Source organism: Mycobacterium sp. SMC-18, assembly GCF_045310895.1.
Taxonomy (GTDB): Bacteria; Actinomycetota; Actinomycetes; order Mycobacteriales; family Mycobacteriaceae; genus Mycobacterium.
Genome location: NZ_JBJIAL010000016.1, coordinates 66,936 through 89,793 on the forward strand (window position 1 = coordinate 66,936; position 22,858 = coordinate 89,793).

General features: G+C 68.7%; 24 protein-coding genes. 14 read left to right on the plus strand and 10 right to left on the minus strand.

The annotated features are described in order from the left end of the window. Window positions 1-220: 220 nt before the first annotated feature. The gene (locus ACJH6J_RS16195) at window positions 221-970 is read right to left on the minus strand and encodes an O-methyltransferase (RefSeq protein ID WP_346416949.1); all 750 of its coding nucleotides are present in this window, start codon (window positions 968-970) and stop codon (window positions 221-223) included. A gap of 237 nt (window positions 971-1,207) precedes the next feature. Between ACJH6J_RS16195 and sigE the strand changes: the two genes are divergently transcribed. The 4 genes from sigE (at window position 1,208) to tatB (ending at window position 4,539) form a co-directional block, all read left to right on the plus strand. Next, window positions 1,208-2,041: an RNA polymerase sigma factor SigE gene (sigE, locus tag ACJH6J_RS16200; protein WP_406784229.1), complete on the plus strand. Its 834-nt coding sequence runs from the start codon at window positions 1,208-1,210 to the stop codon at window positions 2,039-2,041. A 90-nt stretch (window positions 2,042-2,131) separates the two neighbouring features. Continuing rightward, window positions 2,132-2,539 (plus strand): anti-sigma E factor RseA, encoded by a 408-nt coding sequence (rseA, locus tag ACJH6J_RS16205; RefSeq protein WP_212812631.1) that lies wholly within the window; start codon window positions 2,132-2,134, stop codon window positions 2,537-2,539. Window positions 2,540-2,623: 84 nt separating this feature from the next. Continuing rightward, a complete protein-coding gene (locus tag ACJH6J_RS16210) occupies window positions 2,624-4,117 on the plus strand; it encodes a trypsin-like peptidase domain-containing protein (protein WP_346416948.1) in 1,494 nt (497 codons plus the stop codon). Further along, window positions 4,117-4,539, plus strand: coding sequence for a Sec-independent protein translocase protein TatB (tatB, locus tag ACJH6J_RS16215; RefSeq protein ID WP_406775611.1), 423 nt, complete (start codon window positions 4,117-4,119; stop codon window positions 4,537-4,539). The genes ACJH6J_RS16210 and tatB overlap by 1 nt, the downstream gene beginning before the upstream one ends. A 5-nt stretch (window positions 4,540-4,544) precedes the next feature. On the opposite strand, the gene ACJH6J_RS16220 is transcribed toward tatB, so the two are convergent. Next, window positions 4,545-5,252: a TetR/AcrR family transcriptional regulator gene (locus ACJH6J_RS16220; protein WP_212812629.1), complete on the minus strand. Its 708-nt coding sequence runs from the start codon at window positions 5,250-5,252 to the stop codon at window positions 4,545-4,547. A gap of 143 nt (window positions 5,253-5,395) precedes the next feature. On the opposite strand from ACJH6J_RS16220, the gene ACJH6J_RS16225 reads away from it, so the two are divergent. The 3 genes from ACJH6J_RS16225 (at window position 5,396) to ACJH6J_RS16235 (ending at window position 9,309) form a co-directional block, all read left to right on the plus strand. After that, on the plus strand, window positions 5,396-6,481 hold the full coding sequence (locus ACJH6J_RS16225) for an oxygenase MpaB family protein (RefSeq protein WP_061007150.1): 1,086 nt from the start codon (window positions 5,396-5,398) through the stop codon (window positions 6,479-6,481). Between the two features lie 41 nt (window positions 6,482-6,522). After that, window positions 6,523-8,214, plus strand: a complete 1,692-nt coding sequence (locus tag ACJH6J_RS16230) for an aldehyde dehydrogenase family protein (protein ID WP_061007149.1) — start codon at window positions 6,523-6,525, stop codon at window positions 8,212-8,214. Window positions 8,215-8,397: 183 nt separating this feature from the next. Continuing rightward, a complete protein-coding gene (locus tag ACJH6J_RS16235) occupies window positions 8,398-9,309 on the plus strand; it encodes an acyl-ACP desaturase (protein ID WP_061007148.1) in 912 nt (303 codons plus the stop codon). A gap of 3 nt (window positions 9,310-9,312) precedes the next feature. On the opposite strand, the gene ACJH6J_RS16240 is transcribed toward ACJH6J_RS16235, so the two are convergent. The 5 genes from ACJH6J_RS16240 to ACJH6J_RS16260 form a co-directional block, all read right to left on the minus strand. Further along, complete coding sequence (locus ACJH6J_RS16240) at window positions 9,313-10,317, minus strand: beta-ketoacyl-ACP synthase III (RefSeq protein WP_061007147.1); 1,005 nt, start codon at window positions 10,315-10,317, stop codon at window positions 9,313-9,315. 29 nt (window positions 10,318-10,346) lie between these two features. Next, entirely contained in the window at window positions 10,347-11,480 is a 1,134-nt protein-coding gene (locus ACJH6J_RS16245; protein WP_061007146.1) for an Mrp/NBP35 family ATP-binding protein, read from the minus strand. Window positions 11,481-11,523: 43 nt separating this feature from the next. Further along, a complete protein-coding gene (locus ACJH6J_RS16250; RefSeq protein ID WP_406804207.1) occupies window positions 11,524-13,026 on the minus strand; it encodes a lytic transglycosylase domain-containing protein in 1,503 nt (500 codons plus the stop codon). 119 nt (window positions 13,027-13,145) lie between these two features. Beyond that, a complete protein-coding gene (locus ACJH6J_RS16255) occupies window positions 13,146-13,739 on the minus strand; it encodes a DUF1003 domain-containing protein (protein WP_133425612.1) in 594 nt (197 codons plus the stop codon). Further along, window positions 13,736-15,049 (minus strand): magnesium transporter MgtE N-terminal domain-containing protein, encoded by a 1,314-nt coding sequence (locus ACJH6J_RS16260; protein WP_406804208.1) that lies wholly within the window; start codon window positions 15,047-15,049, stop codon window positions 13,736-13,738. The genes ACJH6J_RS16255 and ACJH6J_RS16260 overlap by 4 nt, the downstream gene beginning before the upstream one ends. A 25-nt stretch (window positions 15,050-15,074) precedes the next feature. Here ACJH6J_RS16260 and ACJH6J_RS16265 point away from each other — a divergent pair, with 25 nt between their 5' ends. Next, entirely contained in the window at window positions 15,075-16,040 is a 966-nt protein-coding gene (locus ACJH6J_RS16265; RefSeq protein WP_212812622.1) for a CoA ester lyase, read from the plus strand. Window positions 16,041-16,049: 9 nt separating this feature from the next. Here ACJH6J_RS16265 and ACJH6J_RS16270 read toward each other — a convergent pair whose 3' ends face one another. Together ACJH6J_RS16270 and ACJH6J_RS16275 are read right to left on the minus strand one after the other, a co-directional pair. Then, complete coding sequence (locus ACJH6J_RS16270) at window positions 16,050-16,280, minus strand: DUF4190 domain-containing protein (protein ID WP_212812621.1); 231 nt, start codon at window positions 16,278-16,280, stop codon at window positions 16,050-16,052. Next, complete coding sequence (locus tag ACJH6J_RS16275; RefSeq protein ID WP_406775619.1) at window positions 16,277-16,936, minus strand: DUF4190 domain-containing protein; 660 nt, start codon at window positions 16,934-16,936, stop codon at window positions 16,277-16,279. The genes ACJH6J_RS16270 and ACJH6J_RS16275 overlap by 4 nt, the downstream gene beginning before the upstream one ends. 80 nt (window positions 16,937-17,016) lie before the next feature. Between ACJH6J_RS16275 and ACJH6J_RS16280 the strand changes: the two genes are divergently transcribed. The 6 genes from ACJH6J_RS16280 to ACJH6J_RS16305 all read left to right on the plus strand — a co-directional run bounded on the left by ACJH6J_RS16280 (window position 17,017) and on the right by ACJH6J_RS16305 (window position 22,558). After that, window positions 17,017-17,517 (plus strand): general stress protein, encoded by a 501-nt coding sequence (locus tag ACJH6J_RS16280; RefSeq protein ID WP_212812619.1) that lies wholly within the window; start codon window positions 17,017-17,019, stop codon window positions 17,515-17,517. A 113-nt stretch (window positions 17,518-17,630) separates the two neighbouring features. Further along, window positions 17,631-19,040, plus strand: a complete 1,410-nt coding sequence (locus ACJH6J_RS16285) for an ABC transporter substrate-binding protein (RefSeq protein ID WP_346416972.1) — start codon at window positions 17,631-17,633, stop codon at window positions 19,038-19,040. Beyond that, the gene (locus ACJH6J_RS16290; protein WP_346416939.1) at window positions 19,037-19,936 is read left to right on the plus strand and encodes a sugar ABC transporter permease; all 900 of its coding nucleotides are present in this window, start codon (window positions 19,037-19,039) and stop codon (window positions 19,934-19,936) included. Before ACJH6J_RS16285 ends, ACJH6J_RS16290 begins: the two co-directional genes overlap by 4 nt. Before the next feature lie 13 nt (window positions 19,937-19,949). Next, complete coding sequence (locus ACJH6J_RS16295; RefSeq protein ID WP_346416938.1) at window positions 19,950-20,786, plus strand: carbohydrate ABC transporter permease; 837 nt, start codon at window positions 19,950-19,952, stop codon at window positions 20,784-20,786. 3 nt (window positions 20,787-20,789) lie between these two features. Beyond that, window positions 20,790-21,965 (plus strand): ABC transporter ATP-binding protein, encoded by a 1,176-nt coding sequence (locus ACJH6J_RS16300; RefSeq protein ID WP_406775620.1) that lies wholly within the window; start codon window positions 20,790-20,792, stop codon window positions 21,963-21,965. Beyond that, window positions 21,962-22,558, plus strand: coding sequence for a suppressor of fused domain protein (locus ACJH6J_RS16305; RefSeq protein WP_318986184.1), 597 nt, complete (start codon window positions 21,962-21,964; stop codon window positions 22,556-22,558). The genes ACJH6J_RS16300 and ACJH6J_RS16305 overlap by 4 nt, the downstream gene beginning before the upstream one ends. On the opposite strand, the gene ACJH6J_RS16310 is transcribed toward ACJH6J_RS16305, so the two are convergent. Continuing rightward, a complete protein-coding gene (locus ACJH6J_RS16310; protein WP_318986183.1) occupies window positions 22,555-22,833 on the minus strand; it encodes a hypothetical protein in 279 nt (92 codons plus the stop codon). The genes ACJH6J_RS16305 and ACJH6J_RS16310 overlap by 4 nt on opposite strands. Window positions 22,834-22,858 lie beyond the last annotated feature (25 nt).

Genomic DNA, 22,858 nt, shown 5'->3' on the forward strand with positions numbered 1-22,858 from the left:
ATCTGACCCGTCAAGAGCTCGTAAAGATTCGACAGCGACGTCAACGGCGCGGCGTGAGCCGATGCTTGGCGGCCGTTGATCCAGCGGCGAGCGTGCGTGTCTGCAGCCGCCACGCCGTCAGGCGTGTGCATTTTGGTCCCGCTCAGCGGCGGCGAACGTGCGCGAACAGCACGGGTGGAGCGGCGTGTCTAGGTGCAGACACGCACGCTCGCGGGAATGGCTAGTCGCGGACGGCGGCCAGGAGCCCGTCGCCCAGCGGGACCAGGACCGGGGTCAGCCGCTCGTCCTCGGCGATGGCGCGGGTGGCCTCCCGCACGGCCGTCACGTCGCGGTCGTTGGCGGCGGCGTCGCCGGCACGGCCGCCGAGCGCGGCGCGGTGCACCACGATCACGCCGCCCGGTCGCAGCAGGCGGACGCCCTCGGTGACGAACTGCGGCTGGTCCACGGGCTCGCCGTCGATGAACACCAGGTCGTAGGACTCGTCGGCCAGCCGGGTGAGCACTTCCTGCGCGCGGCCCACGATCAGCCGGGTCCGCGACGGCCCGACACCCGCGGCGACGAACGCCTGCTTGGCCAGCCGCTGATGCTCGGGCTCGATGTCGATGGTGGTCAGCACGCCGTCTTCGCGCATGCCGGACAGCAGCCACAGCCCGCTGACGCCGGCGCCGGTGCCGACCTCGACGACGGCCTTGGCCGACGCGATCTTCGCCAGCACGCTCAGCAGTGCGCCGACCGCCGGGGTGACGGGGTTGGCCCCACTCTCCTCGGCCCGCTCCCGGGCCGCGGCGGTGATGGGTTCTTCGGTGATGGACCGCTCGGCGTGCTTGACGATGGCCTCGGCCGTGCTCGCTTTGGGAGCGGCAGCAGCGACGGGCTGGGCCGGTGCCTGGGCGGGTGCCGCCGGGGCCGGCTGCGCCGGGTCAGGCTGGTTGCTACCGGCCGAAACCGTCGGGTCATCGGTGCTGGACATGTGCGCAGCGTAACGAACGCCCAGCGTGCCGCCGCTCAGTACACGCGCAATACGGCCGCGCTCTCGGGCGGCGGCGGAGCAATCCTGAGCGGCGACGCGCCACGCCCGAGACCCAAGGTTAAGTTTTGGCGAACATATAACGGGTATTCGCAGGTCATGGAGCTGACGCGGGGTTTCTCAGGAAAAGTTCAGTTTGCTCATACATCAACCTCACCAGGGTGGGGAACCGTAATCGCCATGCACGCGAGTGTGAACGATCTGCAAGCCGATTCCGGAGTTCGGCAGTCGCCGGACATCCGCGGAATCGGGAATATCGGACTCCAGGTACCGGTTTCTGCTGATGCGTCATGTGCCAACGACGCGGAAACTACGGAACTGGAGATTGCCACGACCGCCATGCCGGCCCCCACAAAGCTCGCCCCGACCCACATGTCCCATGTCCCGGTCGCCGACGCCGAAGTGGATTGGGCTGAAGTCAGCGACGAATTGACCGGCACCGCCGTCTTCGATGCCACCGGCGATGTGGCCACCATGCCGTCCTGGGACGAGCTGGTCCGCCAGCACGCCGACCGGGTGTACCGGCTGGCCTACCGTCTGTCGGGTAACCCGCAGGACGCCGAGGACCTCACGCAGGAGACGTTCATCCGGGTGTTCCGCTCGGTGCAGAACTACCAGCCCGGCACCTTCGAAGGCTGGCTGCACCGCATCACCACCAACCTGTTCCTGGACATGGTCCGCCGCCGCACCCGCATCCGGATGGAGGCGCTGCCCGAGGACTACGACCGCGTGCCGGCCGATGACCCGAACCCCGAGGAGCTGTACCACGACTCGCGGCTGGGACCGGACCTGCAGGCCGCGCTCGACTCGCTGCCGCCGGAGTTCCGTGCCGCCGTGGTGCTGTGTGACATCGAGGGTCTGTCGTACGAGGAGATCGGCGCGACGCTCGACGTCAAGCTCGGCACCGTGCGCAGCCGTATCCACCGGGGCCGGCAGGCGCTGCGCGAGTACCTCGCCAGTCATCCGGGTGACTACTCCGAGGCGGCCGCGGCCATCTCCGCCAAGTCCGCCTGAGCGTTGTGACGTATCCGTCCCAGGTTGTCGCGCTACATTCAGTAGTAACGGCAACACGGACGAAGGCGTGGCGCGGAGAGGAGCTCGGTGATGGTCGACCGGGGACAGTTGTTCCGTCGTGCGTTCTCCTGGCTACCCGCGCAGTTCGCCTCCCAGACTGACGGACCCGTCGGCCCACGCCGCTTCGGGTCGACGGAGCACCTGTCGATCGAGGCCATCGCCGCATTCGTCGATGGTGAGCTGCAGATGGGTGCGCATCTGCGCGCCGCCCATCACCTGTCTCAGTGCCCGGATTGCGCCGCCGAGGTCGATGCCCAGGGGCAAGCCCGGAGCGCATTGCGCGATTCGTGCCCGATCATCGCGCCCACTGCGTTGCTGGGTGCGTTGGCGAACATCCCCAACGACACATCGATGCAGTTCGCGGAAATCCAGACATCCGGAATCGATGACCAGGACTTTGCCGATCGGCCGCCGCGGGAACGTCGTCGGCGCCGGTAGGGTTGACCCTGAATTTTGAGTGACCGAGACGCCCGTCAATGCGGGTCGTGCGGATAGAGCCAGCAGATGGGGAGTGGAAAACCGGTGACGAATCAGGACATGTCCGGAGATCGCCCCCGTCTGGCTCCGCGTCCGGTGACGCGTACCCCGGTGGACCCGGCGTCGCAGCGCGCGTTCGGCCGGCCAGAGGGCTTCACCGGTTCCTTCCTCGCCGAGGATCAGATTCGTAACCAGGGCGAGTACACCCCGACCAACCAGGCGCCCGATCCCGTGCTCGCCGAAGCCTTCGGCCGGCCCGCCGGTGGCGTCGATTCCCTGCAGCGCCACCCCGCCGACGCCGGCGCGCTGGAGGCCGAGGCCCAGGACGACGACGACGCTGTTGCCGACCCGTGGCGGGATCCGTCGGCCGCGCCGTCGCTCGGCACCCCGGCACTGCCCCCGCCGCCGCCGGTGGTGGTCGCCGCTCCTGTCGGCAAGCTCGGTGTGCGTGACGTGCTGTTCGGCCGCAAGGTCTCGATGACGGCGCTCGCGGTGCTGGCCCTGCTGGCGTTGGTCATCGGCGTGCTCGGCGGTGTCGTCGGGCGCAAGACCGCCGAGGTGGTCGAGGCCTTCACCACGTCCAAGGTCACCTTGAAGACCAGTGACGGCGGCGACCTGCCCGAGGGGCGGTTCGCGAAAGTCGCTGCCGCCGTGGCGGATTCGGTGGTCACCATCGAGGCGATGGGCGACACCGACGGATCGCAGGGTTCCGGTGTCGTGGTCGACGGCCGCGGCTACGTCGTCACCAACAACCACGTCATCTCCGACGCGGCCAAGAACCCCAGCCAGTACCACATCTCCGTGGTGTTCAACGACGGCAAGCAGGTGCCGGCGAACCTCGTCGGCCGGGATCCCAAGACCGACCTCGCGGTGCTGAAGGTCGACAACGTCGACAACCTGACCGTGGCGAAGTTCGGTGACGCCGAGAAGGTCAAGGTCGGCGACGAGGTCATCGCGGCCGGCGCCCCGCTGGGTCTGCGCAGCACCGTCACGCACGGCATCATCAGCGCACTGCACCGTCCGGTGCCGCTGTCCGGTGAAGGCTCCGACACCGACACCGTCATCGATGGCATCCAGACCGACGCCTCGATCAACCACGGCAACTCGGGTGGCCCGCTGATCAACATGAACTCCGAGGTCATCGGGATCAACACGGCCGGAAAGTCGTTGTCCGACAGCGCAAGTGGTCTCGGGTTCGCCATCCCCGTGAACGAGGTCAAGGCCACCGTCGAGGTCCTGATCAAGGACGGCAAGATCTTCCACCCGACGCTGGGCCTCAACGCCAAGTCGGCCAGCGACAAGGTCGCCTCGGGTGCCCAGGTCGTGAACGTCGTCGCCGGCAGCCCCGCGGAGAAGGGCGGCATCCTCGAGAACGACGTCGTGGTCAAGGTCGGCAACCGCAAGGTCGCCGACGCCGACGAGTTCGTGGTCGCGGTGCGTCAGCTGCAGATCGGTCAGCCCGCGCCCATCGAGGTGATCCGCGACGGCCGGCACGTGACGCTCACCGTCGTTCCCAACGCAGACACCCCGGCCAGCTGATGTTCGGCAACATCGGATGGGGCGAGATGCTCGTGCTGGTCATCGCGGGCCTCGTGATCCTGGGCCCGGAGCGGTTGCCCGGCGCCATCCGGTGGACGGCCGGCAGCCTCAAACAGGTGCGCGAGTACCTCAGCGGTGCGACCAGTCAGCTGCGTCAGGATCTCGGGCCGGAGTTCGAGGACCTGCGCCAGCCCCTCAGTGAGCTGCAGAAACTGCGCGGCATGACACCGCGCGCGGCGCTGACCAAGCATCTGCTCGACGGTGACGACTCGTTCCTCACCAGCGCCTTCGACACTCCCGCGCCGCCGGACCAGACCAAGCCGCTGACCACGCCCGAGGTCAACGGCATCCCGCCCACACCGGGCGCTCCGGGGGCGGCCCCGCAGTCGCAGACGCCGCAGTTCGACCCCGACGCGACCTGACGCCGCTAGAGATTCAGGGCCTGCAGGCGGGCCGGGTCGCGGTAGCGATCGGCGTTCTCGGCGATCTCTGCTGCCGGCGGCAGGATTTCGTCCGCGGCGACGTAGACGCCGCCCGCGCGCAGTGAGTCGTCGAGCATCAACCAGATCCAGCGGGTCAGGTCGTCGACCAGCGCGTCCTGGGTGTCGCGCAGCGGTTGTTCGAGCCAGTGCCCCGCGGCGGTCTCGACGAGGCCGACGATGCCATACGACAACCGCTCGGCATCAGCCTTCACATCGAAGGCGGCCACGTACACCTTGAGGACCGCGGTCAGCAGGTTGGCGATGGTGATCTTGATGTCGGCGAACGCGTTGAAGCCCTCATCGATGGAGCATCGCTGCAGGTACCGGTACAGGTTCGGGTGTTGCGTCAGGAAGTGGACGTGCGCGCTCACGCCGGCCCTGACGATCTGCGCCATGCTGCCCTCGGGCCGCCACACCGGCGCGAGTTCGGCGGTGATCATCTCGCTGGTCCGGTGCGCGACCTCGCGTTGCAGGTCCGCGGCGTCGACGAAGTGCCGATAGAGCTTGGTCCGGCTGACGCCGACGTGGGCGGCGATCTGCTCGGTCGAGGTCTGGGGCCCGTGTTGCTCGATCACGACGAGGGCAGCGTCGATGAACTCAGCGCGCCTGCGCTCGCGTTGGCCGGCCCAGCGACCGGTGGTGGCATCCGCCATGGCTCCTTGTTTACCTCATGTACCTGGTCGGGAGTTACCTGATGCAGCCAATCAGTGGGAGTCTAGCTATCTAGTGGTACGTGCCGTACCATTAAGCGCACCGCGCCAGTGGGTGGCGCCTTCATGTTCAAAGGGGAACGACGATGGATGCTGTCGCCACTTTTCGCCGCGTCGCCGGGCTACCGGTCACGGACACAGAGCTGACGCCCGCGGTCGACTACGGCTTCTTCGGACCCGACTCCGTCACCTGGCGGGTGTGGAGCTACCCGACGTCGCTGCTGCTGGGCTTCGCCCGCGCCGTGACCATCGAGCACCTCGACCCCTACCTGGCCGCCGCCGTGGACGCCAGCGGCCAGGTGTACGCCCGCACCCGGTTGCGCTACGACCGCACCATGCAGTACTTCGCGCTGGTGGCCTTCGGTGACGCCGAGGCCGTGCTGGACGCTTCGGAGATCCTGGTCAAGATTCACGGCAAGGCCATCGGCACGGAGCCGATCACCGGCAAGCCGTTCGACGCCAACGACCCGTACTCGCAGCTGTGGATCCACCTGACCGCGTGGCACTCGATCCTCTACACCTACGAGATGTTCGGCCCGGGCAAGCTGACCGAGGCCGAGGAACGGCAGTACTGGGAAGAGTGCGCGCGGGCCGCGGAATTCCAGACGATCAACCCCGACGACGTGCCGCGCACGCGGGAGGGCATCCAGCAGTACTTCGAGCAGTACCGGCCGCAGATGGCCGGCTCCGAGGTCGCCCAGAACATGATGAACTACCTCGTCGACCTGGGCTATCACATCCTGCCCGAGCGGGTGCCGAGCTGGATGCGCCGCGTGTTCAACTGGCCGATGCGCCGGGCCATCATCGCGACCATGCCGAAGTGGATGCGCACCCTCGGCGGTATCCCGCAGAACTACTCTGACGACTTCGTCGCCAAGCTCATCGCGCGGCCGCTCCTGCGCGCGGTGGCGAGCGTCCCGCGCCTGGAACTGGCGATCCTGGATTTCACCACCCCGCACACCACGCCGATCGTCGGCCCGACGCTGATGAAGATTCCCGCCCAGAACCCCGTCACCTACACCCCGGCCGAGGCGCGGGCGAAGTGGGGCCGGACGACGCCGTTCGAGCAGTACCAGCAGCTCGTTGCCAAGCGGGCACTCGGCAAGGGCCCCAAGCCGTACGAGCACAACCACAGCGACGCGCTGCTGGAATTCGAAGCGCACGCCGGCTGATTCCGGCCCATACCGACCGCACCACCGGGAGAATTCAGTACATGACGGAAATTGCGTACACAGCCCTGGTGGACCAGGCGCTGAATGAGCTCGCCGAGGGCGAGAAGGCCTGGGCGGCAACCTCTCTGGCGCGGCGGCGCGAGATTCTCGATGACGTGCAGCAGTTGGCGGTGCAGCACGGCGCCGAGTGGGTCGAGGCCGCGATCCGGATCAAACAACTGAATCCGGAGTCGCCGCTGGTCGGTGAGGAATGGATTTCCGGCCCGTACCCGCTGGCCGCCGGGGCCACGGCGTTGTCCGCGAGCCTGGCCAAGCTGGAGGCCGGCAAGAGTCCGCTGGACGGTGCGACGTTCGGCACCGCGGCGGGCCGCACGACGGTTAACGTGTTGCCGCTCAACGTATTCGACAAGCTGTTGCTGTCGGGATTCAGCGCACAGGTGTGGCTGCAGCCGGGCGTCAGCCGCGACGAAGCCATCCGGACCGCCGGCCTTGCGCAGCGGGATCCGGGCAAGACCAACGGGATCGGCGCCGTGCTCGGCGCCGGCAACATCACCTCGATCGCGCCGCTGGACACCATCTACGAGCTGATCGCGGGCAACCGGGTGGTGGCGCTCAAGCTCAACCCGGTCACCGATCCGCTCCTACCGGTGCTGACGAAGGTGCTGGCGCCGTTCATCGCGCTCGGCGCGGTGCGGATCCTCACCGGTGGCGCAGATGTCGGCACCTACCTGGTGCAGCACGACGCGGTGGACCACGTGCACATGACCGGCAGTGCGCTGACGCACGACGCCATCGTCTTCGGCGTCGGGGAAGAGGGCGCCCGGCGCAAGGCCGCCGGCGAGCCGATCCTGCACAAGGACATCACCAGCGAGCTCGGCGGGGTGTCGCCGACCATCGTGGTGCCCGGCAAGTGGAGCAAGGCCGATATCGCGTTCCAGGCCAACCACATTGCCACGCAGCGGCTGCACAACAACGGCTACAACTGCGTGGCGTCGCAGGTCGTGGTGCTGTCCTCGAAGTGGGCGCAGCGCGATGAGTTCGTGGCGGCCCTGACCAAGGCCATCGCCGCCGCGCCCAACCGCGCCGCCTACTACCCGGGCTCCGACTCCCGCGTCGCCAGCGCCGAGGCCACGTATCCGAAGGCGCAACGCCTGGGCGACCGCGTGCTGGTCGTGGATCCCGAGGACCGCACCGCACTGCTCAACACCGAGTACTTCTCGCCGGTGTACGGCGTCGTCGATCTCGACAGTGACGGTGTCGAGTTCGTCCGCGAGGCCACCCGCCTGGCCAACGAGGACTTCGTCGGCACCCTGGGCGTCAACATCGTCGCGGCGCCGGCCACCATCAAGGCGCTGGGCAAGGCGTTCGACGCCATGATCGAGACGCTGCACTACGGCACCGTGGCGGTCAACGCCTGGACCGGCGTCGGCTACCTGACGCCGCACGCCACCTGGGGCGCCTTCCCCGGCCACACGCTGAGCGACGTGCAGAGCGGAATCGGTGTGGTGCACAACGGTTTCCTGCTCGAGAAGCCCGAGCGCACCGTGGTGCGGGGGCCGTTCCGCCCGTCGCCGCGCTCGCTGGTCGGGGGAGAACTCTCCATCTCGCCGAAGCCGCCGTGGTTCGTCAACAACCGCACGGCTGCCTCGACCGGACGGCTCCTCACGGCGTTCACGGGCAAGCCGAGCTGGGCCAAGCTGCCCGCGATCTTCGTCTCGGCGCTGCGGGGCTGATGGGTTTCCCCAGGGGTTGTTGATCAAAAAGCCCGGTCTGTGGTCATGCCACAGGCCGGGCTTTTTCGTGAAGTGGTCGTCACCATCTGGTCATCGCACGCTAACCTACGGTACCGTAGTTTACGGTACCGTAGGTTCGTGAAGGTGTGGACCGACGCCGACCACCGATGAAGGGATTGACCCATGGATACCCAGGCCGCAGTGCTGTACGAACTGGAGCCCGTCGTCGCGCAGAACCTCGACCGGCACCTGAAGATGGCGAAGGAATGGTTCCCGCACGACTACGTGCCGTGGAGCCGCGGGCGGGACTTCGCTTTCCTGGGCGGCGAGGACTGGCAGCCGGAGGACTCGCCGCTGGACCCGGTCGCCAAGACCGCCCTGACCGTCAACCTGCTGACCGAGGACAATCTGCCGTCATATCACCGTGAGATCGCCACCCGCTTCTCCCGCGACGGCGCCTGGGGCACCTGGATCGGGCAGTGGACGGCCGAGGAAGGTCGCCACAGCATCGCGCTGCGGGACTACCTGGTGGTCACTCGCGGCGTCGATCCCGTCGCCCTGGAACGACTGCGCATGGAGCACACCGTCGCCGGCTACGACGCCGGGGACCGCAGCGCGTTGTCGGTGCTGGCCTATGTGTCGTTCCAGGAGTTGGCCACCCGCGTCTCGCACCGCAACACCGGCCGGGCGTCGGGATGCCCACTGGCCGACCAGCTCCTGGCCCGGATCGCGGCCGACGAGAACCTGCACATGGCCTTCTACCGCAACCTGATGGCCGCGGCGCTCGACATCGCCCCGGACGACGCGATGGTCGCCATCCGCGACGAGGTCATCAACTTCGCCATGCCGGGTCTGGGCATGGCCGACTTCGCGAAGAACGCGCTCACCATCGCCAAGGCCGGCATCTACGACCTGCGCATCCACCACGACGACGTGCTGGTGCCGGTGCTGCGCTTCTGGAACATCTTCGAGCGCAACGATTTCGGCCCCATCGGCGAACGGGCACGCGAGGAACTCGTCGGGTTCCTGGGCATGCTCGACGAGCGGGCGCGGTTCTACGAGGAGAAGCGCAGACTCGCTGCCGTGGCGGGCTGAGGGCTATCCGGGGAGCCGGATCACCTGAGCGGCGTAGGCCAGGCCCGCGCCGTACCCCAGGAGTAGCGCAACGCTGCCGGGCTTTGCCTCACCGGTGTCCAGCAGGGTGTACATCGCCAGTGGAATCGAGGCGGCCGAGGTGTTGCCGGCATCCTGGATATCTTGGGCGACAACGGTTTCCGGGCTGAGTCCGAGCCCCTTGGTGAGCAGCTCGTTGATCCGGCCGTTGGCCTGATGGGGGATGAACACGTCGATGTCGTCGACCGTCAGGCCGGCGGCCGCGATGGCACGCTTGCCGACGTCGACCATCTGGAAGGCCGCCCAGCGGAAGACGGTCTGGCCCTCCATGCGCAGGAAAGGCCTTGGGCCGGCCGGGTTCTCGGTGTAGTCGATCCAGCTGAGGTCCTGCACGATGGCGCTGGACTGCTCGCCGTCGCTGCCGGCGACGGTCGGCCCGATGCCCTGCTCCTCGGTCGGTCCGACGACCACCGCGGCGGCGCCGTCGGCGAAGATGAAGGCATTGCTGCGGTCGGTCATGTCGATGGCGTCGGACAGCTTCTCCGAGCCCACCACGAGGATGCGGCCCGCGCTACCGGACCGGATCATGTCGGCGGCCACGCCCAGCGAGTAGCCGAATCCCGCGCAGCCCGCGGCGATGTCGAATGCCGGAATGCCCTGTGCGCCAATCTCGGTGGCGACCTGGGGGCCGCACGGCGGGGTGTTGCGGAAGTTGGTGCTGGTGGCCACGATGACGGCGTCGATGTCCGAGCCGGACAGCTCCGCCGCGGCACAGGCGCGGCGTCCGGCCTCGCACGCCATCGTGACTGCGGACTCGTCGGGACCGGCGAATCGCCGGTTCTTGATACCGGTGCGGGAGTAGATCCACTCGTCCGACGACTCGATGGTCTGACAGATCTCGTCGTTGGTGACGACGCGGCCCGGGCGGTAGGCCGCCACGCTCAGCAGGCCGACGTTCTGTGCGCCGCTGCGCGTATGGATATGTGTCACTTGAGGTTTCCTGTCGGACGAGGGAGGGGTCAGCGCCCGGCCGGGTCGAGCCCGAGCGACATGCCCGCCAGTCCGCGCTTGCGGCTGGACAATTTGTCGGCGACACCGCGCAGTGCTTTTCCGGCAGCCGAGTCGGGATCGGACAGCACCAGGGGCACACCGGTGTCGCCGGCGCTCACGAGCTGCGGGTCCAGCGGGACCTGGCCCAACAGCGGAACCTCGGCACCGACTGTGCGCGTGAGGCTTTCGGCGACCTGCGCGCCGCCGCCCGCGCCGAACAGCTGCATCGTGGTGCCGTCGGGCAGGGTCAGTCCGGACATGTTCTCGACGACGCCGACGATGCGCTGACGGGTCTGGACCGCGATGGCGCCGGCGCGCTCGGCGACCTCGGCGGCAGCCATCTGCGGTGTGGTGACGACGAGGATTTCGGCGCCGGGGATCAACTGCGCCACCGAGATGGCGATGTCGCCCGTGCCGGGCGGCAGGTCGAGCAGCAGGACGTCGAGGTCACCCCAGTACACGTCGGCCAGGAACTGCTGCAGCGCCCGGTGCAGCATCGGCCCGCGCCACACCACCGGGGTGTTGCCCTGGGTGAACATCGCGATGGAGATGACCTTCACATCGTGCGAAACCGGCGGCAGGATCATCGAATCCACCTGGGTGGGGCGATCCTGCACACCCATCATCCGGGGCACCGAGTGGCCGTAGATGTCGGCGTCGAGCAGGCCGACCGACAGGCCCTTGGCGGCCAGCGCGGCCGCCAAGTTCACCGTCACGCTGGACTTGCCGACGCCACCCTTGCCCGACGCCACAGCGTACACCCGGGTCAGCGAGCCGGGCTGGGCGAACGGGATGACCGGTTCCTTGTCGTCGCCGCGCAGCAGCTTGCGCAGCTCGGCGCGCTGCTCGTCGTTCATCACGTCGAGGGTGACCTTGACGGCCCCGGTGCCCGGCACGTCGGTGACGGCCGCGGTGACCCGATCGGTGATCTCGGTTTTCTTCGGGCAGGCCGACGTGGTCAGGTAGATCTCGACGTGCACCGCGCCATCGGACTCGACCGTGATGTCCTTGACCATGCCGACCTCGGTGATCGGACGGCGCAGTTCAGGATCGATGACTTTGCCCAGTGCGGCGCGCACGGCGGCTTTCAGCTCAGCAGACATTACCCGCGAGTTTATAACTGCCGGTCAGCGCACCGGCAGCTGGTCATGGTAGGCCGGGGAAGGCGGGCGGCGGCGGACCCATGGCCTCCGCGGGCAGCGGACCGGCGGGAGCCGGTGCTGCCGGGACCGCGGCGGGACCGGGCGCGGGTCCCGGTGCGGCGCCGACCGGTCCGGCGGCCGGCGTGCCGACGCCCACTGCGGTGACCGGGATGGGTCCCGGGGGAGCCGGTGCCGGCGCGACGGGCGCGGGCGGCGGAGCTTGCGGCAGCAGGAACGGCGGCAGGTTGAACGGGTTGGGCGCGGGTGCGTCCAGCGCCGGCGCGTCCAGGGCGGGGATGGGCGCCGCGCTCGGCGCCGGGCCGCCCTGCAGGCAGAACACCGCGCAGTTCTGTTTCGGTTCGGCCGGGCCGGGCAGCGGACCCATGCGGCCCATCTGCAGCGCGGGCGTCATCGCCAGCGGATCGTCGGACGGCAGGCCCATGGCGTTGATCGGCAGTCCCGGCCCCAGTCCCTCGGGGTTGTCCAGGTGCTGGTCGCCGATGGCGGGCGGCGGGCCGACGATCGGCGGCAGGTCGACCGGGGCGATACCGGTGACATAGGCCTTGGCCCAGCCGAGCACGTTCTGGGCGTACGGCATCGAGTTGTTGTAGCGCAGGATCGCGGTCAGCACCTGCGACGGATCACGCAGGTTCAGCCCACCGCTGCACAGGTAGCGGGCCGCGGCCAGCGAGGCATCGTAGACGTTCTGCACGTCGGGCTTGCCGTCGCCGATGGCGTCCGCGGCATACCGGGCCCAGGTGCCGGGCAGGAACTGCATGGGTCCCAGCGCCCGGGCGTAGGTCACCCGCCCGGCCGAGATGCTCTGCACGATGACCTCGTTGCCGGCCAGCGTGCCGTCGAGGACAGGTCCGAGGATCGGGGTGAGCGCGGTGCCCCGCGCGTCGGTGGCGCCGCTGTTGGCGTGGCCGGACTCGATGCGGCCGATACCGGCCAGCAGGTTCCAGCTGATCCCGCAGCCCGGTGCGTTGGTCGCCATGATCTTCTCGGCGGTGCGGTAGGCGTTGAGGACGACCGGCGGGATCCGCAGTCCGCCGGGCGCCATCACCAGCGACGCCGGCGGCGGTGACAGGGCGGTGGTGGGATCCATGTGCAGCGCGCGGGGAATCTGATCGGACGCGACGACCGTCATACCGGCCCGGTTGCGTGGGCCGGGCGTGGTGGGGGTGACGGCCGCCAGCGGCGTGACGCCCGTGGTGGCGCTGTTGTGTGCGGTTGTTTGCCGAGTCGGCGCGGAACCGCCGACGGCAAGCATCAAGACGAGCGGCGCGACGACGGCGACACCGGCCAGCGGCCGGCGCAGCGCCCTGGCGATCTGTCGGCGACGGCCGGGTGCGGTTTCGGCAACGACGCCGGAGTCGTCGTCGACGGCGGCGTCGTAATCCTCGATGGCGTCGTCGACCAGCGCGGAGTCGCCGGAAAGTGCGTGGGATTCAGTAGTAGGCGCAGCGTCGTCCGCGAAATCAGCGGTGTCGCCCCCGTTGTGCACTAAGCCATCCTATGAAAGTGGAATACCGGAGTGACCCCGGTGACCTGTGTTGTGATCCAAGTCACCATACCTACTCCACGGTCGCTTGTCGTAGCAATGATTCCGGACAATGGAATCTCTTATTCGGCTGCGGTGGCGGAGTCGGCAGAGTCGGCCGGCGTGCCGCTGAAAGCGTCGTCTTCCTCGACCGGCGGCCGGGATTTTCCGGTCTTGCGCTTGCCGGATCCGCTCTTGCCGCCGTTCTGCTGAGCAATCAACGCCCGCAGCTCGTCGAGTTCGCGGCGGAGGTAGTCGCGGGTCGCCACCTCGCCGACGGCCAGCCGCAGCGCGGCCAGTTCGCGGGCCAGGAATTCGGTGTCGGCCTTGGTCTGGGCCGCGCGCCTGCGGTCCTCTTCGAGCGACACGCGGTCCCGGTTCTCCTGGCGGTTCTGTGCCAGCAGGATCAGCGGCGCGGCGTACGCGGCCTGGGTCGAGAACGCCAGGTTCAGCAGGATGAACGGATACGGGTCGAATTGCAGGCTGATCGCGATCAGGTTGAAGGCGATCCAGATGACCACGATCACCGTCTGGATGAGCAGATATTTGCCCGTGCCCAGGAACCGGGCGATCGACTCACTGAACTGGCCGACGGCCTCGACGTCGACCCGTGGGGTCAACCGGAAACGGGACGTGCGCGGGATGTCCAGGCGCTGCCGCGCCGAAGGCTCGCTCACCGGCCGGCTCCCGAGATGTTGTCAGTGATGGCCTGCGTCGAGTCCGGCCCGGGTTCGTCCGCGCTGCGCCAGCCAGACGGCAGCAGGTGGTCGAGCAGGTCGTCGACGGTGACGGCGCCCAGCAGGTGGTTCTCGTCGTCGACCACCGGTGCGGACACGAGGTTGTACGCGGCGAAGTAGCGCGTGACCTCGGCCAGTGAGCTGGTCGGGGACAGCACCGGCAGGTCGCTGTCGATGATGCCGCCGACCTGGCTGGCCGGCGGTTCGCGCAGCAGCCGCTGGGTGTGTACACAGCCCAGGTAGTGGCCGGTCGGCGTCGCGGTCGGTGGCCGGGTGACGAACGTCAGCGACGCCAGTGCCGGCGTCAGCTCGGGGTCGCGGACGCGGGCCAGCGCCTCGGCGACGGTGGTGTCCGGGGTGAGCACGACGGGCTCGGGCGTCATCAGACCACCGGCGGTGTCGGGCGAGTGCTGCAGCAGGCGGCGCACCGGCTCGGAATCCTCGGGGTCCATGCGGTCCAGCAGCACGGCGGCCCGGGTGGCGTCGAGCTCACCGAGGAGGTCGGCGGCGTCGTCGGGGTCCATCTCCTCGAGCACGTCGGCGGCGCGCTCGGTGCCCAGCTGGTTGAGCAACTCGGCCTGCTCGGGTTCGGAGAGCTCCTGCAGGATGTCGGCCAGCCGGTCGTCGTCGAGGGCCTTGACGACTTCGTGCCGGCGCTTGGCCGGCAGGTCGCGCAGGGCATCGGCGACCTCGACGGGACGCTGACCCTCGAACTGCTCCAGCAGCTGCGCGACGCCCTGTCCCGGTAGCGCGAGCGCCGACGGCGTCAGCCCCGTGACGTTCTTCCAGTCGACAACGTGCACCGTGGTGCGCCGGCCCAGGCGGCGGTGACGCACGGCGACGCGGGTCACCAGCCAGTCACGCGACCGGGCCTGCTCGATCGCGAGGTCGACCACGACGACGTCGATGCCGGCGAGCTGTTGCAGCTCCGGGTCGGTGACGCGGACGCGGGTGTCCAGAATCTGCCCGAGTACCAGCGCCTCGCCGGGGCGCTGCTCGAAGCGACGCAGCGAGATGGTCGCTCCCGTGAGGGTGACCGAGTTGTGCTCGATGGAGGTCACCCGCAGGATCGGGACGAATATCCTTCGGCGCGTGGTCAATTCCACGACGAGGCCGAGCACCCGCGGCTGCTGGCGGACGATGCCCATGCTCACGACCACGTCGCGGACCCGGCCGACCGACTCTCCGTCGGGGCCCAGCACGACCAGTCCAGCGAGTCTGGCCACGTAGACCCTGTTGACCGCCACCATGCTCCACAGGGTAGAGAGTGGGGTCGTGGAGAACCTGTATCGGCCCCGCCGTACCTGCCTGTCCGTTCCGGGTAGTAGCGACAAGATGATCGCCAAGGCCAAGACGCTGCCTGCCGATCAGGTGTTCCTCGACCTCGAGGACGCGGTGGCTGCCGACGCCAAGGCCGCGGCGCGGACCCGGGTGGCGCAGGCGTTGTGCGAGCCGGGCTGGGCGGGCCAGCTGCGCGGCCTCCGGGTCAACGACTGGACCACGCCGTGGACGTACGCAGACGTGATCGAGGTCGTCACCGCGGTGGCGCACGGCGGCGGCGTGCTGGACATCATCGTGCTACCGAAGGTCAGCGACGTCTCGCACGTGCAGGCGCTCGATCTGTTGCTGACCCAACTGGAGCGCACGCTCGGGCTGCCGGTCGGCGGCATCGGCATCGAGGCGCAGATCGAAGACGCCAAGGGGCTCGTGAACGCCCACGCCATCGCCGGCGGGCCGCGGGTGCAGGCGCTGATCTTCGGGCCGGGCGATCTGATGGCGAGCCTCAACATGCGCACCCTCGTCGTCGGCGAGCAGCCCGTCGGTTACGGCGTCGGCGATGCCTATCACCACGTGTTGATGACGATCCTGGTGGCGGCGCGGGCACACGGCATCAACGCAATCGACGGCCCGTATTTCAAGGTGAAGGACACCGAGGCGTTCACGCGCGTCGCGGGGCAGACCGCGGCGCTGGGGTACGACGGCAAGTGGGTGCTGCACCCAGACCAGATCGCCGCCGGAAACGAGATCTTCAGTCCGCGGCAGGCCGACTACGACCATGCCGAGCTGATTCTCGAGGCGTACGAATGGCACACCTCGCAGGCGGGCGGTGCCCGCGGCGCCGTGCTGCTGGGCGACGAGATGATCGACGAGGCCAGCCGCAAGATGGCGCTGGTGATCGCGGGCAAGGGCCGGGCCGCCGGGATGACGCGCACCGGTGAGCGGTTCACGCCGCCGGCGTGAGCGCGCCGGCTAGCCGCCGAGGACGCGGACGACCAGGAACAGGTTGAGCAGGAACGCCAGCGCGCCGCACCCGATGCCGGTCAGGGCCAGCAGGCTCCCGCGGGTGCCGCTGCCGGGGATGCGCTCGTAGGCCACCACGCCGAGCCCGACGCCGATGAGCGCCAGGGGGCCGAACACCACGCCGGTCAGCGCGCACACGATCGAGCCGACCGCCAGCCGGTTCACGCGGGCGCCGATCACAAGGTCGGTTCTTGGCGTGAGGCCCAGTCGACCAACAGCAGGAAGCCGACCAGGCCGACGACGAGCGTGACGGCACCGATGACGATGCCCGCGATGGCCATGGTTCTGCCGCTGGTGCGCGGCCGGCCTTTAGCCTGTGCCAAGGCCACGGTGCCCAGCACGATGCCCAGTACCGAGCCGACCGGACCGAATACGAAGCAGATGAAGTAAAGCGGCAAGGCGACCAGCGACGACACCAGCGACCCGATGGCCATGCCGTCGTTCGACTTCGGCGCCGGATACGACGAGTACAGCGGGGGCGGCAGGTATCCGGCCGGTGGCAGGTATCCCGGCGGTGCCGCGCCCGGCGGCGGGCCGTACGGCCCGGCAGGCGGCGCACCGTAGAAGCCCGGCGGCGGGCCGGGAGGCATGGACGGCGGCCCGGGAGGCACCGGAAACGGACCCGTCGGTGGCTGCGGTGGGACCTGTGGCGCGGGCGCGGGCGGACCCTGCTGCCATGGCGCGGAAGTGGGCCCCGGCTCTTCTGTCGCCGGGTACTCGTACACCGGGTAGTCGCTGGTCGCTTCGGCATCGGTGCCGGTCGGCGGCGGCACGGATCCGGCCGGTCTCGACGGATCCCAGGAGGGTTGGCCCGACTGCCCGCCCGGACTTGTCATGCCGACCAACCTAGCGCACGAGTTCATGGCATCGTGGTAGCCGAAGTGCGTTCCGCGGCGAGTGACAGGAGACCAGGGGCATGACGAATCCGCTGCAGCCTGACCGGACCCCGGGCCCGGGTGGTCAGCCCGGATTGCCGACCCCGCCCAAGGGCTGGCCCATCGGTTCGTACCCGACCTATGCCGAGGCGCAGCGCGCCGTCGATTACCTGTCGGATCAAGAGTTTCCGGTGCAGCACGTGACCATCGTGGGCGTCGACCTGATGCAGGTGGAGCGCGTCACCGGGCGGCTCACCTGGCCGCGGGTACTCGCCGGCGGCATCCTGACCGGGGCGTGGCTGGGTCTGTTCATCGGCCTGGTGCTCGGGCTTTTCGGCACGAACGCGTGGGGCTCGCTGCTCACCGGCCTGATCGCCGGCATCTTCTTCGGCTTGATCACCTCGGGCGTGCAGTACGCGATGTCCCGCGGCACAAGGGATTTCAGCTCCACCATGCAACTCGTCGCGGGCCGCTACGACGTGCTGTGCGATCCGGTGTGCGCCGAACAGGGCCGCGACCTGCTGGGCCGCCTGTCGCTCTAGGGCCTTCGGGCCTCGGTCGCCATATCCGCCACTGAGCGGCGATATGTTGCACGGCACACCCGCGGCGCTCTACGGTTTGCGCGCGGGAGGTTCCCGTGAGACAGGAGGCGTCCGTGGTGCGCGCGGGAAAGCTGCGGGCTGCGCTGGCAGCGGGTGCGGCGGCGTGCACGGCCGCCACGTTGGTCTCCGCCTGCGGTTCCGGTGGGGGCGGCACCGTCGTCAGCGTCTACACGTCGGCCAATGAGAAGGCGACGTTCTCGGCCCTCGCCAGGCGGTGCAACGCCGAACTCGGCGGCCGCTTCAGCATCAAGCAGGTCAGTCTGCCCAAGGGAGCCGACGATCAGCGGCTGCAACTGGCGCGCCGGCTGACCGGCAACGACAAGACCCTCGACATCATGGGCCTGGACGTCGTGTGGACCGCCGAGTTCGCCGAGGCCGGCTGGGCCGTGCCGCTTGCCGACGACCCGGCCGGAAAAGCGGAAGCCGACGCTGCCGACGACACCTTGCCTGGACCGCTGAAGACCGCGCAGTGGCAGGGCCGGCTGTTCGCCGCGCCCATCACGACCAACACCCAAATGCTCTGGTACCGGGCCGATCTGATGCCCGAAGCGCCGGCCACCTGGGACGACATGGTGGCGCAGGCGACGCGGCTGCACGCCGCCGGCGGACCCAGCTGGATTGCCGTGCAGGCCAAGCAGTACGAGGGCCTGGTGGTCTGGTTCAACACCCTGCTGACCAGTGCCGGCGGCAGCGTGCTGTCCGACGACGGCAAGACCGTCACCTTGACCGACACCCCTGAGCACCGCGCCGCGACGGTCAAGGCCCTGCAGGTCATCAAGTCGGTGGCCACCGCACCCGGCGCCGACCCGTCGATCACCCAGACCGACGAGGGGACGGCGCGGCTCGCTCTCGAGCAGGGCAAGGCCGCGCTCGAGGTGAACTGGCCGTTCGTGCTGCCGTCGCTGCTGGAGAACGCGGTCAAGGGCGGCGTGCCGTTCCTGCCGCTCGATCAGCACGCGGAGCTCAAGGGCGCCATCAACGATGTCGGCACCTTCGCACCCGACGATGCGCAGTTCGCCACCGCCTACGACGAGAGCAAGAAGGTGTTCGGCTTCGCGGATTACCCGTCGGTGCAGCCCGGGGTGCCGGCCAAGGTCACCATCGGTGGCCTGAATCTTGCGGTGAGCAAGACCAGTACGCACAAGGCCGAGGCCTTCGAGGCCATCCGGTGCATGCGCAGCGCGACCAACCAGCAGTTCACGTCGGTGGAGGGCGGACTGCCCGCGGTCCGCGCGTCGCTGTATGACGATGCCAAGTTCCAGGCCAAGTACCCGCAGTACGCGGTGATCCGCCGCCAGCTCGCCGACGCCGCGGTCCGGCCGGCCACGCCGCAGTATCAGGCGGTGTCGACGCGGATTTCGGCGACGCTGGCCCCGGTCACCAAGATCGACCCGGAGCGCACCGCCGACAAGCTGGCGTCCGAGGTGCAACAGGCGATCGACGGCAAGGGGCTGATCCCGTGAGCGACACCGGAGTTGCGAACGCGGCAGCCAACCCCGAGCGCCGGCTCGCCTACCTCCTGATCGCCCCAGCCGTGCTGGTCATGCTGGCGGTGGCCGCGTATCCCGTCGCCTATGCGGTGTGGCTGAGCCTGCACCGGGACAACCTCGCGGCGCCGGCGGAGACGCGGTTCGTGGGGCTGGACAACTACACGACGATCCTCACCGACCACTACTGGTGGACGGCGTTCGTGGTCACCCTCGGCATCACGGTGGTATCGGTGGCCATCGAGTTCGTGCTCGGCATGGCGCTGGCGGTGGTGATGCACCGGACCATGTTCGGCAGTGCCGTCGTGCGCACGGCCATCCTCATTCCGTACGGCATCGTGACCGTGGCCGCCTCTTACAGTTGGTATTACGCGTGGACGCCGGGCACCGGATACCTCGCGAACCTGCTGCCCACGGGCACCGCGCCGCTGACCGAACAGTTGCCGTCGCTGGCCATCGTGGTGCTCGCCGAGGTGTGGAAGACGACGCCGTTCATGTCGCTGCTGCTGTTGGCCGGGCTGGTGCTGGTGCCCCGGGAACTGCTCGACGCCGCCGAGATGGACGGCGCGAGCCGCTGGCAGCGGTTCGCCAAAGTGACTCTGCCGCTGATGAAACCGGCCATCCTGGTGGCCCTGTTGTTCCGCACGCTGGACGCGTTCCGGATCTTCGACAACATCTATGTGCTCACCGGCGGCACCAACAACACCGGTTCGGTGTCGATCCTGGGTTACGACAACCTGTTCAAGGCGTTCAACATCGGGCTCGGCTCGGCGATCAGCGTGCTGATCTTCGCGACCGTCGCGATCATCGCCTTCATCTACATCAAGATCTTCGGTGCTGCGGCGCCCGGTGCGCAGGCCGAGGTGCAGTGAAATGGGTGGGGCGATGAGCGGGCAGAGAAGTGGCGGCCGGCTGGCCGGCTGGGGCGTGGTCAACGTCCTGGTGGTCATCTACGCGCTGCTGCCGGTGCTCTGGATCTTTTCGCTGTCCCTCAAGCCGACGTCATCGGTCAAGGACGGCAACCTGATTCCGCGTCAGATCACCTTCGACAACTACAAGGGCATCTTCACCGGCGGCGCCTTCGGCTCGGCATTGTTCAACTCGATCGGTATCGGGCTCATCACCACCGCCATCGCCGTCACGATCGGTGGCATGGCCGCCTACGCCGTGGCGCGCCTGGACTTTCCGGGCAAGCGGCTGCTGGTCGGCCTGGCGTTGCTGATCTCGATGTTCCCCCAGATCTCGCTGGTGACACCGCTGTTCAACATCGAGCGCACCGTCGGGCTGTTCGACACCTGGCCGGGCCTGATCCTGCCGTACATCACCTTCGCACTGCCGCTGGCGATCTACACCCTGTCGGCGTTCTTCCGGGAAATCCCTTGGGATTTGGAGAAGGCCGCCAAGATGGACGGTGCCACGCCGGGGCAGGCCTTCCGGAAGGTCATCGCGCCGCTGGCGGCGCCCGGCATCGTCACCGCGGCGATCCTGGTGTTCATCTTCGCCTGGAACGACCTGCTGCTGGCGTTGTCGCTGACCGCCACGCAGCGGGCCATCACCGCGCCCGTGGCAATCGCGAACTTCACGGGCAGTTCGCAATTCGAGGAGCCGACCGGTTCCATCGCCGCCGGGGCGATGGTCATCACGGTGCCGATCATCATCTTTGTTCTGATCTTCCAACGACGGATCGTCGCGGGCCTGACGTCCGGTGCGGTGAAGGGGTAGTTCATGGCCGAAATCGTTTTGGACCACGTCACCAAGAGTTACACCGGCGGGGCGACCGCGGTGCAGGACCTGTCGCTGACCATCGCCGACGGTGAGTTCCTGATCCTCGTCGGGCCGTCGGGGTGCGGAAAGTCGACCACGCTCAACATGATTGCCGGGCTCGAGGACATCAGCTCCGGCGAACTGCGCATCGGTGGCGAGCGGGTCAACGAGAAGGAGCCCCGGGACCGGGACATCGCGATGGTGTTCCAGTCCTACGCGCTCTACCCGCACATGACGGTGCGGCAGAACATCGCGTTCCCGCTCACCCTCGCGAAGCTGCCGAAGGCCGAGATCGCGGCCAAGGTCGAGGAGACCGCGAAAATCCTTGACCTGACCGCACTTCTGGACCGCAAGCCCGCCCAGCTTTCCGGTGGCCAGCGTCAGCGCGTGGCGATGGGACGCGCCATCGTGCGCAGCCCCAAGGCCTTCCTGATGGACGAGCCGCTGTCCAACCTGGACGCCAAGCTGCGGGTGCAGATGCGCACCGAGATCGCCCGGCTGCAGGCCCGCCTCGGCACCACCACCGTCTACGTCACGCACGACCAGACCGAGGCGATGACGCTGGGGGACCGGGTGGTGGTGATGAGCGGCGGTGTCGCACAACAGGTCGGCACCCCCGATGAGCTGTACAACGAGCCCGCGAACCTGTTCGTCGCCGGCTTCATCGGCTCCCCGTCGATGAACTTCTTCCCGGCCACGCGGACCGACGTCGGCGTGCAGCTGCCCTTCGGCGAGGTCACCTTGAGCGACGACGCGCGCGCGGCGCTGGAGCGGCAGCGGCCGTCGGCCGACCTGATCGCGGGCGTGCGCCCCGAACAGTTCGACGACGCCTCGGTGATCGACGCCTACGCGCGCATCCAGTCGCTGACCTTCGAGGTCGACGCCGAGCTGGTGGAATCGCTCGGTGCGGACAAGTACGTGCACTTCCGGCTCGAAGGCGCCGGCGCCCAGGCCGCCCAGTTGGAACAGCTGGCCGACGACACCGCGGACGCCGGATCGAGCGAAAACACCTATGTGGCACGGGTTTCGGCCAAGTCGCCCGCGACGGCGGGCAGCCGGATCGAGCTGGCCCTGGACACCTCCAAGCTGACGCTGTTCGACCCGGCCACGGGCCGCAACCTGTCGTTGCCGCAGTGACCGACGTCCTCGGCGCGGTTCGTGCCCGTCTGACAACGCATTTCGCCGATCGCGGCAGCACCGCCGATCCGGTGGGCGCCAGCGTCACGTTCCTCGGTGCCGACCCCATCGAGGTACTGCGTTACGGGCCGACCGACGGGGACGTGTATCACTATGCGTCCCTGGGCTGTTCGCGCTACCCCATGACGGACCCGATGGACATGGTGGCCGACGGGATCAGCGGCCCGCGGGCGGAGGCGGTGCTGTCCCTGCGCGGTCCGACCCCGACGGCGCTGGCTCGCTCGATCGCGGTGTTGGCGTCGGCACCGGCCGTCGAAGGCCTGATCCTGGAACCGGATGCGCTGATCGATCTGCAGCAGCCGGTCTGGCAGGGGGCGGCGTTCACCGCATTCCTGTTGGGCGTCAGCGAGATCGGTGACGTCGAGCTGCCTGAGCCGTACCAGCCGGTGCGGATCCTCAGCGCCACACCGATCACCGCGACCGAGGCCGCCTGGGTGCGGCTCAAAGGCGCCGCCGCCATGCGGGATGCGTGGCAGCAGGACGGCGTCGACGTCCTCGATCAGCGACGCCGGGCCGCCGAACCTCGGGCCTAGGACGTGTTGTTCGGACAGGTGACGTCGGCCCACACGACGTCACCCTCGGCCGGTTCGTCGGAGGACGGGTTGTTGACGCGGACCACGGTGCAGCGGGGCAGGAGCACCGGCTTGTTGCCGTTGAGCCAGTTGATCCTGACGGTGTAGCCCTCGGCCTCGAGGTCTCTGATCACGGCGTCCGCGCCATTGGCGTGGGCGGCGGGTGCGGTGATGCCGGTGAGCACACCACTGGCAACGACCAACGCGACTACGGTGGAGCTGCGCCCAATTTTCATTGGAAGATCATGCCCGAACGGTTGT

What these genes read in the sequence shown, in the direction of transcription:
- ACJH6J_RS16195 (WP_346416949.1), bottom strand. Translation starts at nt 970, where the DNA reads ATGTCCAGCACCGATGACCCGACGGTTTCGGCCGGTAGCAACCAGCCT.
- sigE (WP_406784229.1), top strand. Translation starts at nt 1,208, where the DNA reads ATGCACGCGAGTGTGAACGATCTGCAAGCCGATTCCGGAGTTCGGCAG.
- rseA (WP_212812631.1), top strand. Translation starts at nt 2,132, where the DNA reads ATGGTCGACCGGGGACAGTTGTTCCGTCGTGCGTTCTCCTGGCTACCC.
- tatB (WP_406775611.1), top strand. Translation starts at nt 4,117, where the DNA reads ATGTTCGGCAACATCGGATGGGGCGAGATGCTCGTGCTGGTCATCGCG.
- ACJH6J_RS16220 (WP_212812629.1), bottom strand. Translation starts at nt 5,252, where the DNA reads ATGGCGGATGCCACCACCGGTCGCTGGGCCGGCCAACGCGAGCGCAGG.
- ACJH6J_RS16225 (WP_061007150.1), top strand. Translation starts at nt 5,396, where the DNA reads ATGGATGCTGTCGCCACTTTTCGCCGCGTCGCCGGGCTACCGGTCACG.
- ACJH6J_RS16230 (WP_061007149.1), top strand. Translation starts at nt 6,523, where the DNA reads ATGACGGAAATTGCGTACACAGCCCTGGTGGACCAGGCGCTGAATGAG.
- ACJH6J_RS16235 (WP_061007148.1), top strand. Translation starts at nt 8,398, where the DNA reads ATGGATACCCAGGCCGCAGTGCTGTACGAACTGGAGCCCGTCGTCGCG.
- ACJH6J_RS16245 (WP_061007146.1), bottom strand. Translation starts at nt 11,480, where the DNA reads ATGTCTGCTGAGCTGAAAGCCGCCGTGCGCGCCGCACTGGGCAAAGTC.
- ACJH6J_RS16260 (WP_406804208.1), bottom strand. Translation starts at nt 15,049, where the DNA reads ATGGTGGCGGTCAACAGGGTCTACGTGGCCAGACTCGCTGGACTGGTC.
- ACJH6J_RS16275 (WP_406775619.1), bottom strand. Translation starts at nt 16,936, where the DNA reads ATGACAAGTCCGGGCGGGCAGTCGGGCCAACCCTCCTGGGATCCGTCG.
- ACJH6J_RS16280 (WP_212812619.1), top strand. Translation starts at nt 17,017, where the DNA reads ATGACGAATCCGCTGCAGCCTGACCGGACCCCGGGCCCGGGTGGTCAG.
- ACJH6J_RS16295 (WP_346416938.1), top strand. Translation starts at nt 19,950, where the DNA reads ATGAGCGGGCAGAGAAGTGGCGGCCGGCTGGCCGGCTGGGGCGTGGTC.
- ACJH6J_RS16300 (WP_406775620.1), top strand. Translation starts at nt 20,790, where the DNA reads ATGGCCGAAATCGTTTTGGACCACGTCACCAAGAGTTACACCGGCGGG.
- ACJH6J_RS16310 (WP_318986183.1), bottom strand. Translation starts at nt 22,833, where the DNA reads ATGAAAATTGGGCGCAGCTCCACCGTAGTCGCGTTGGTCGTTGCCAGT.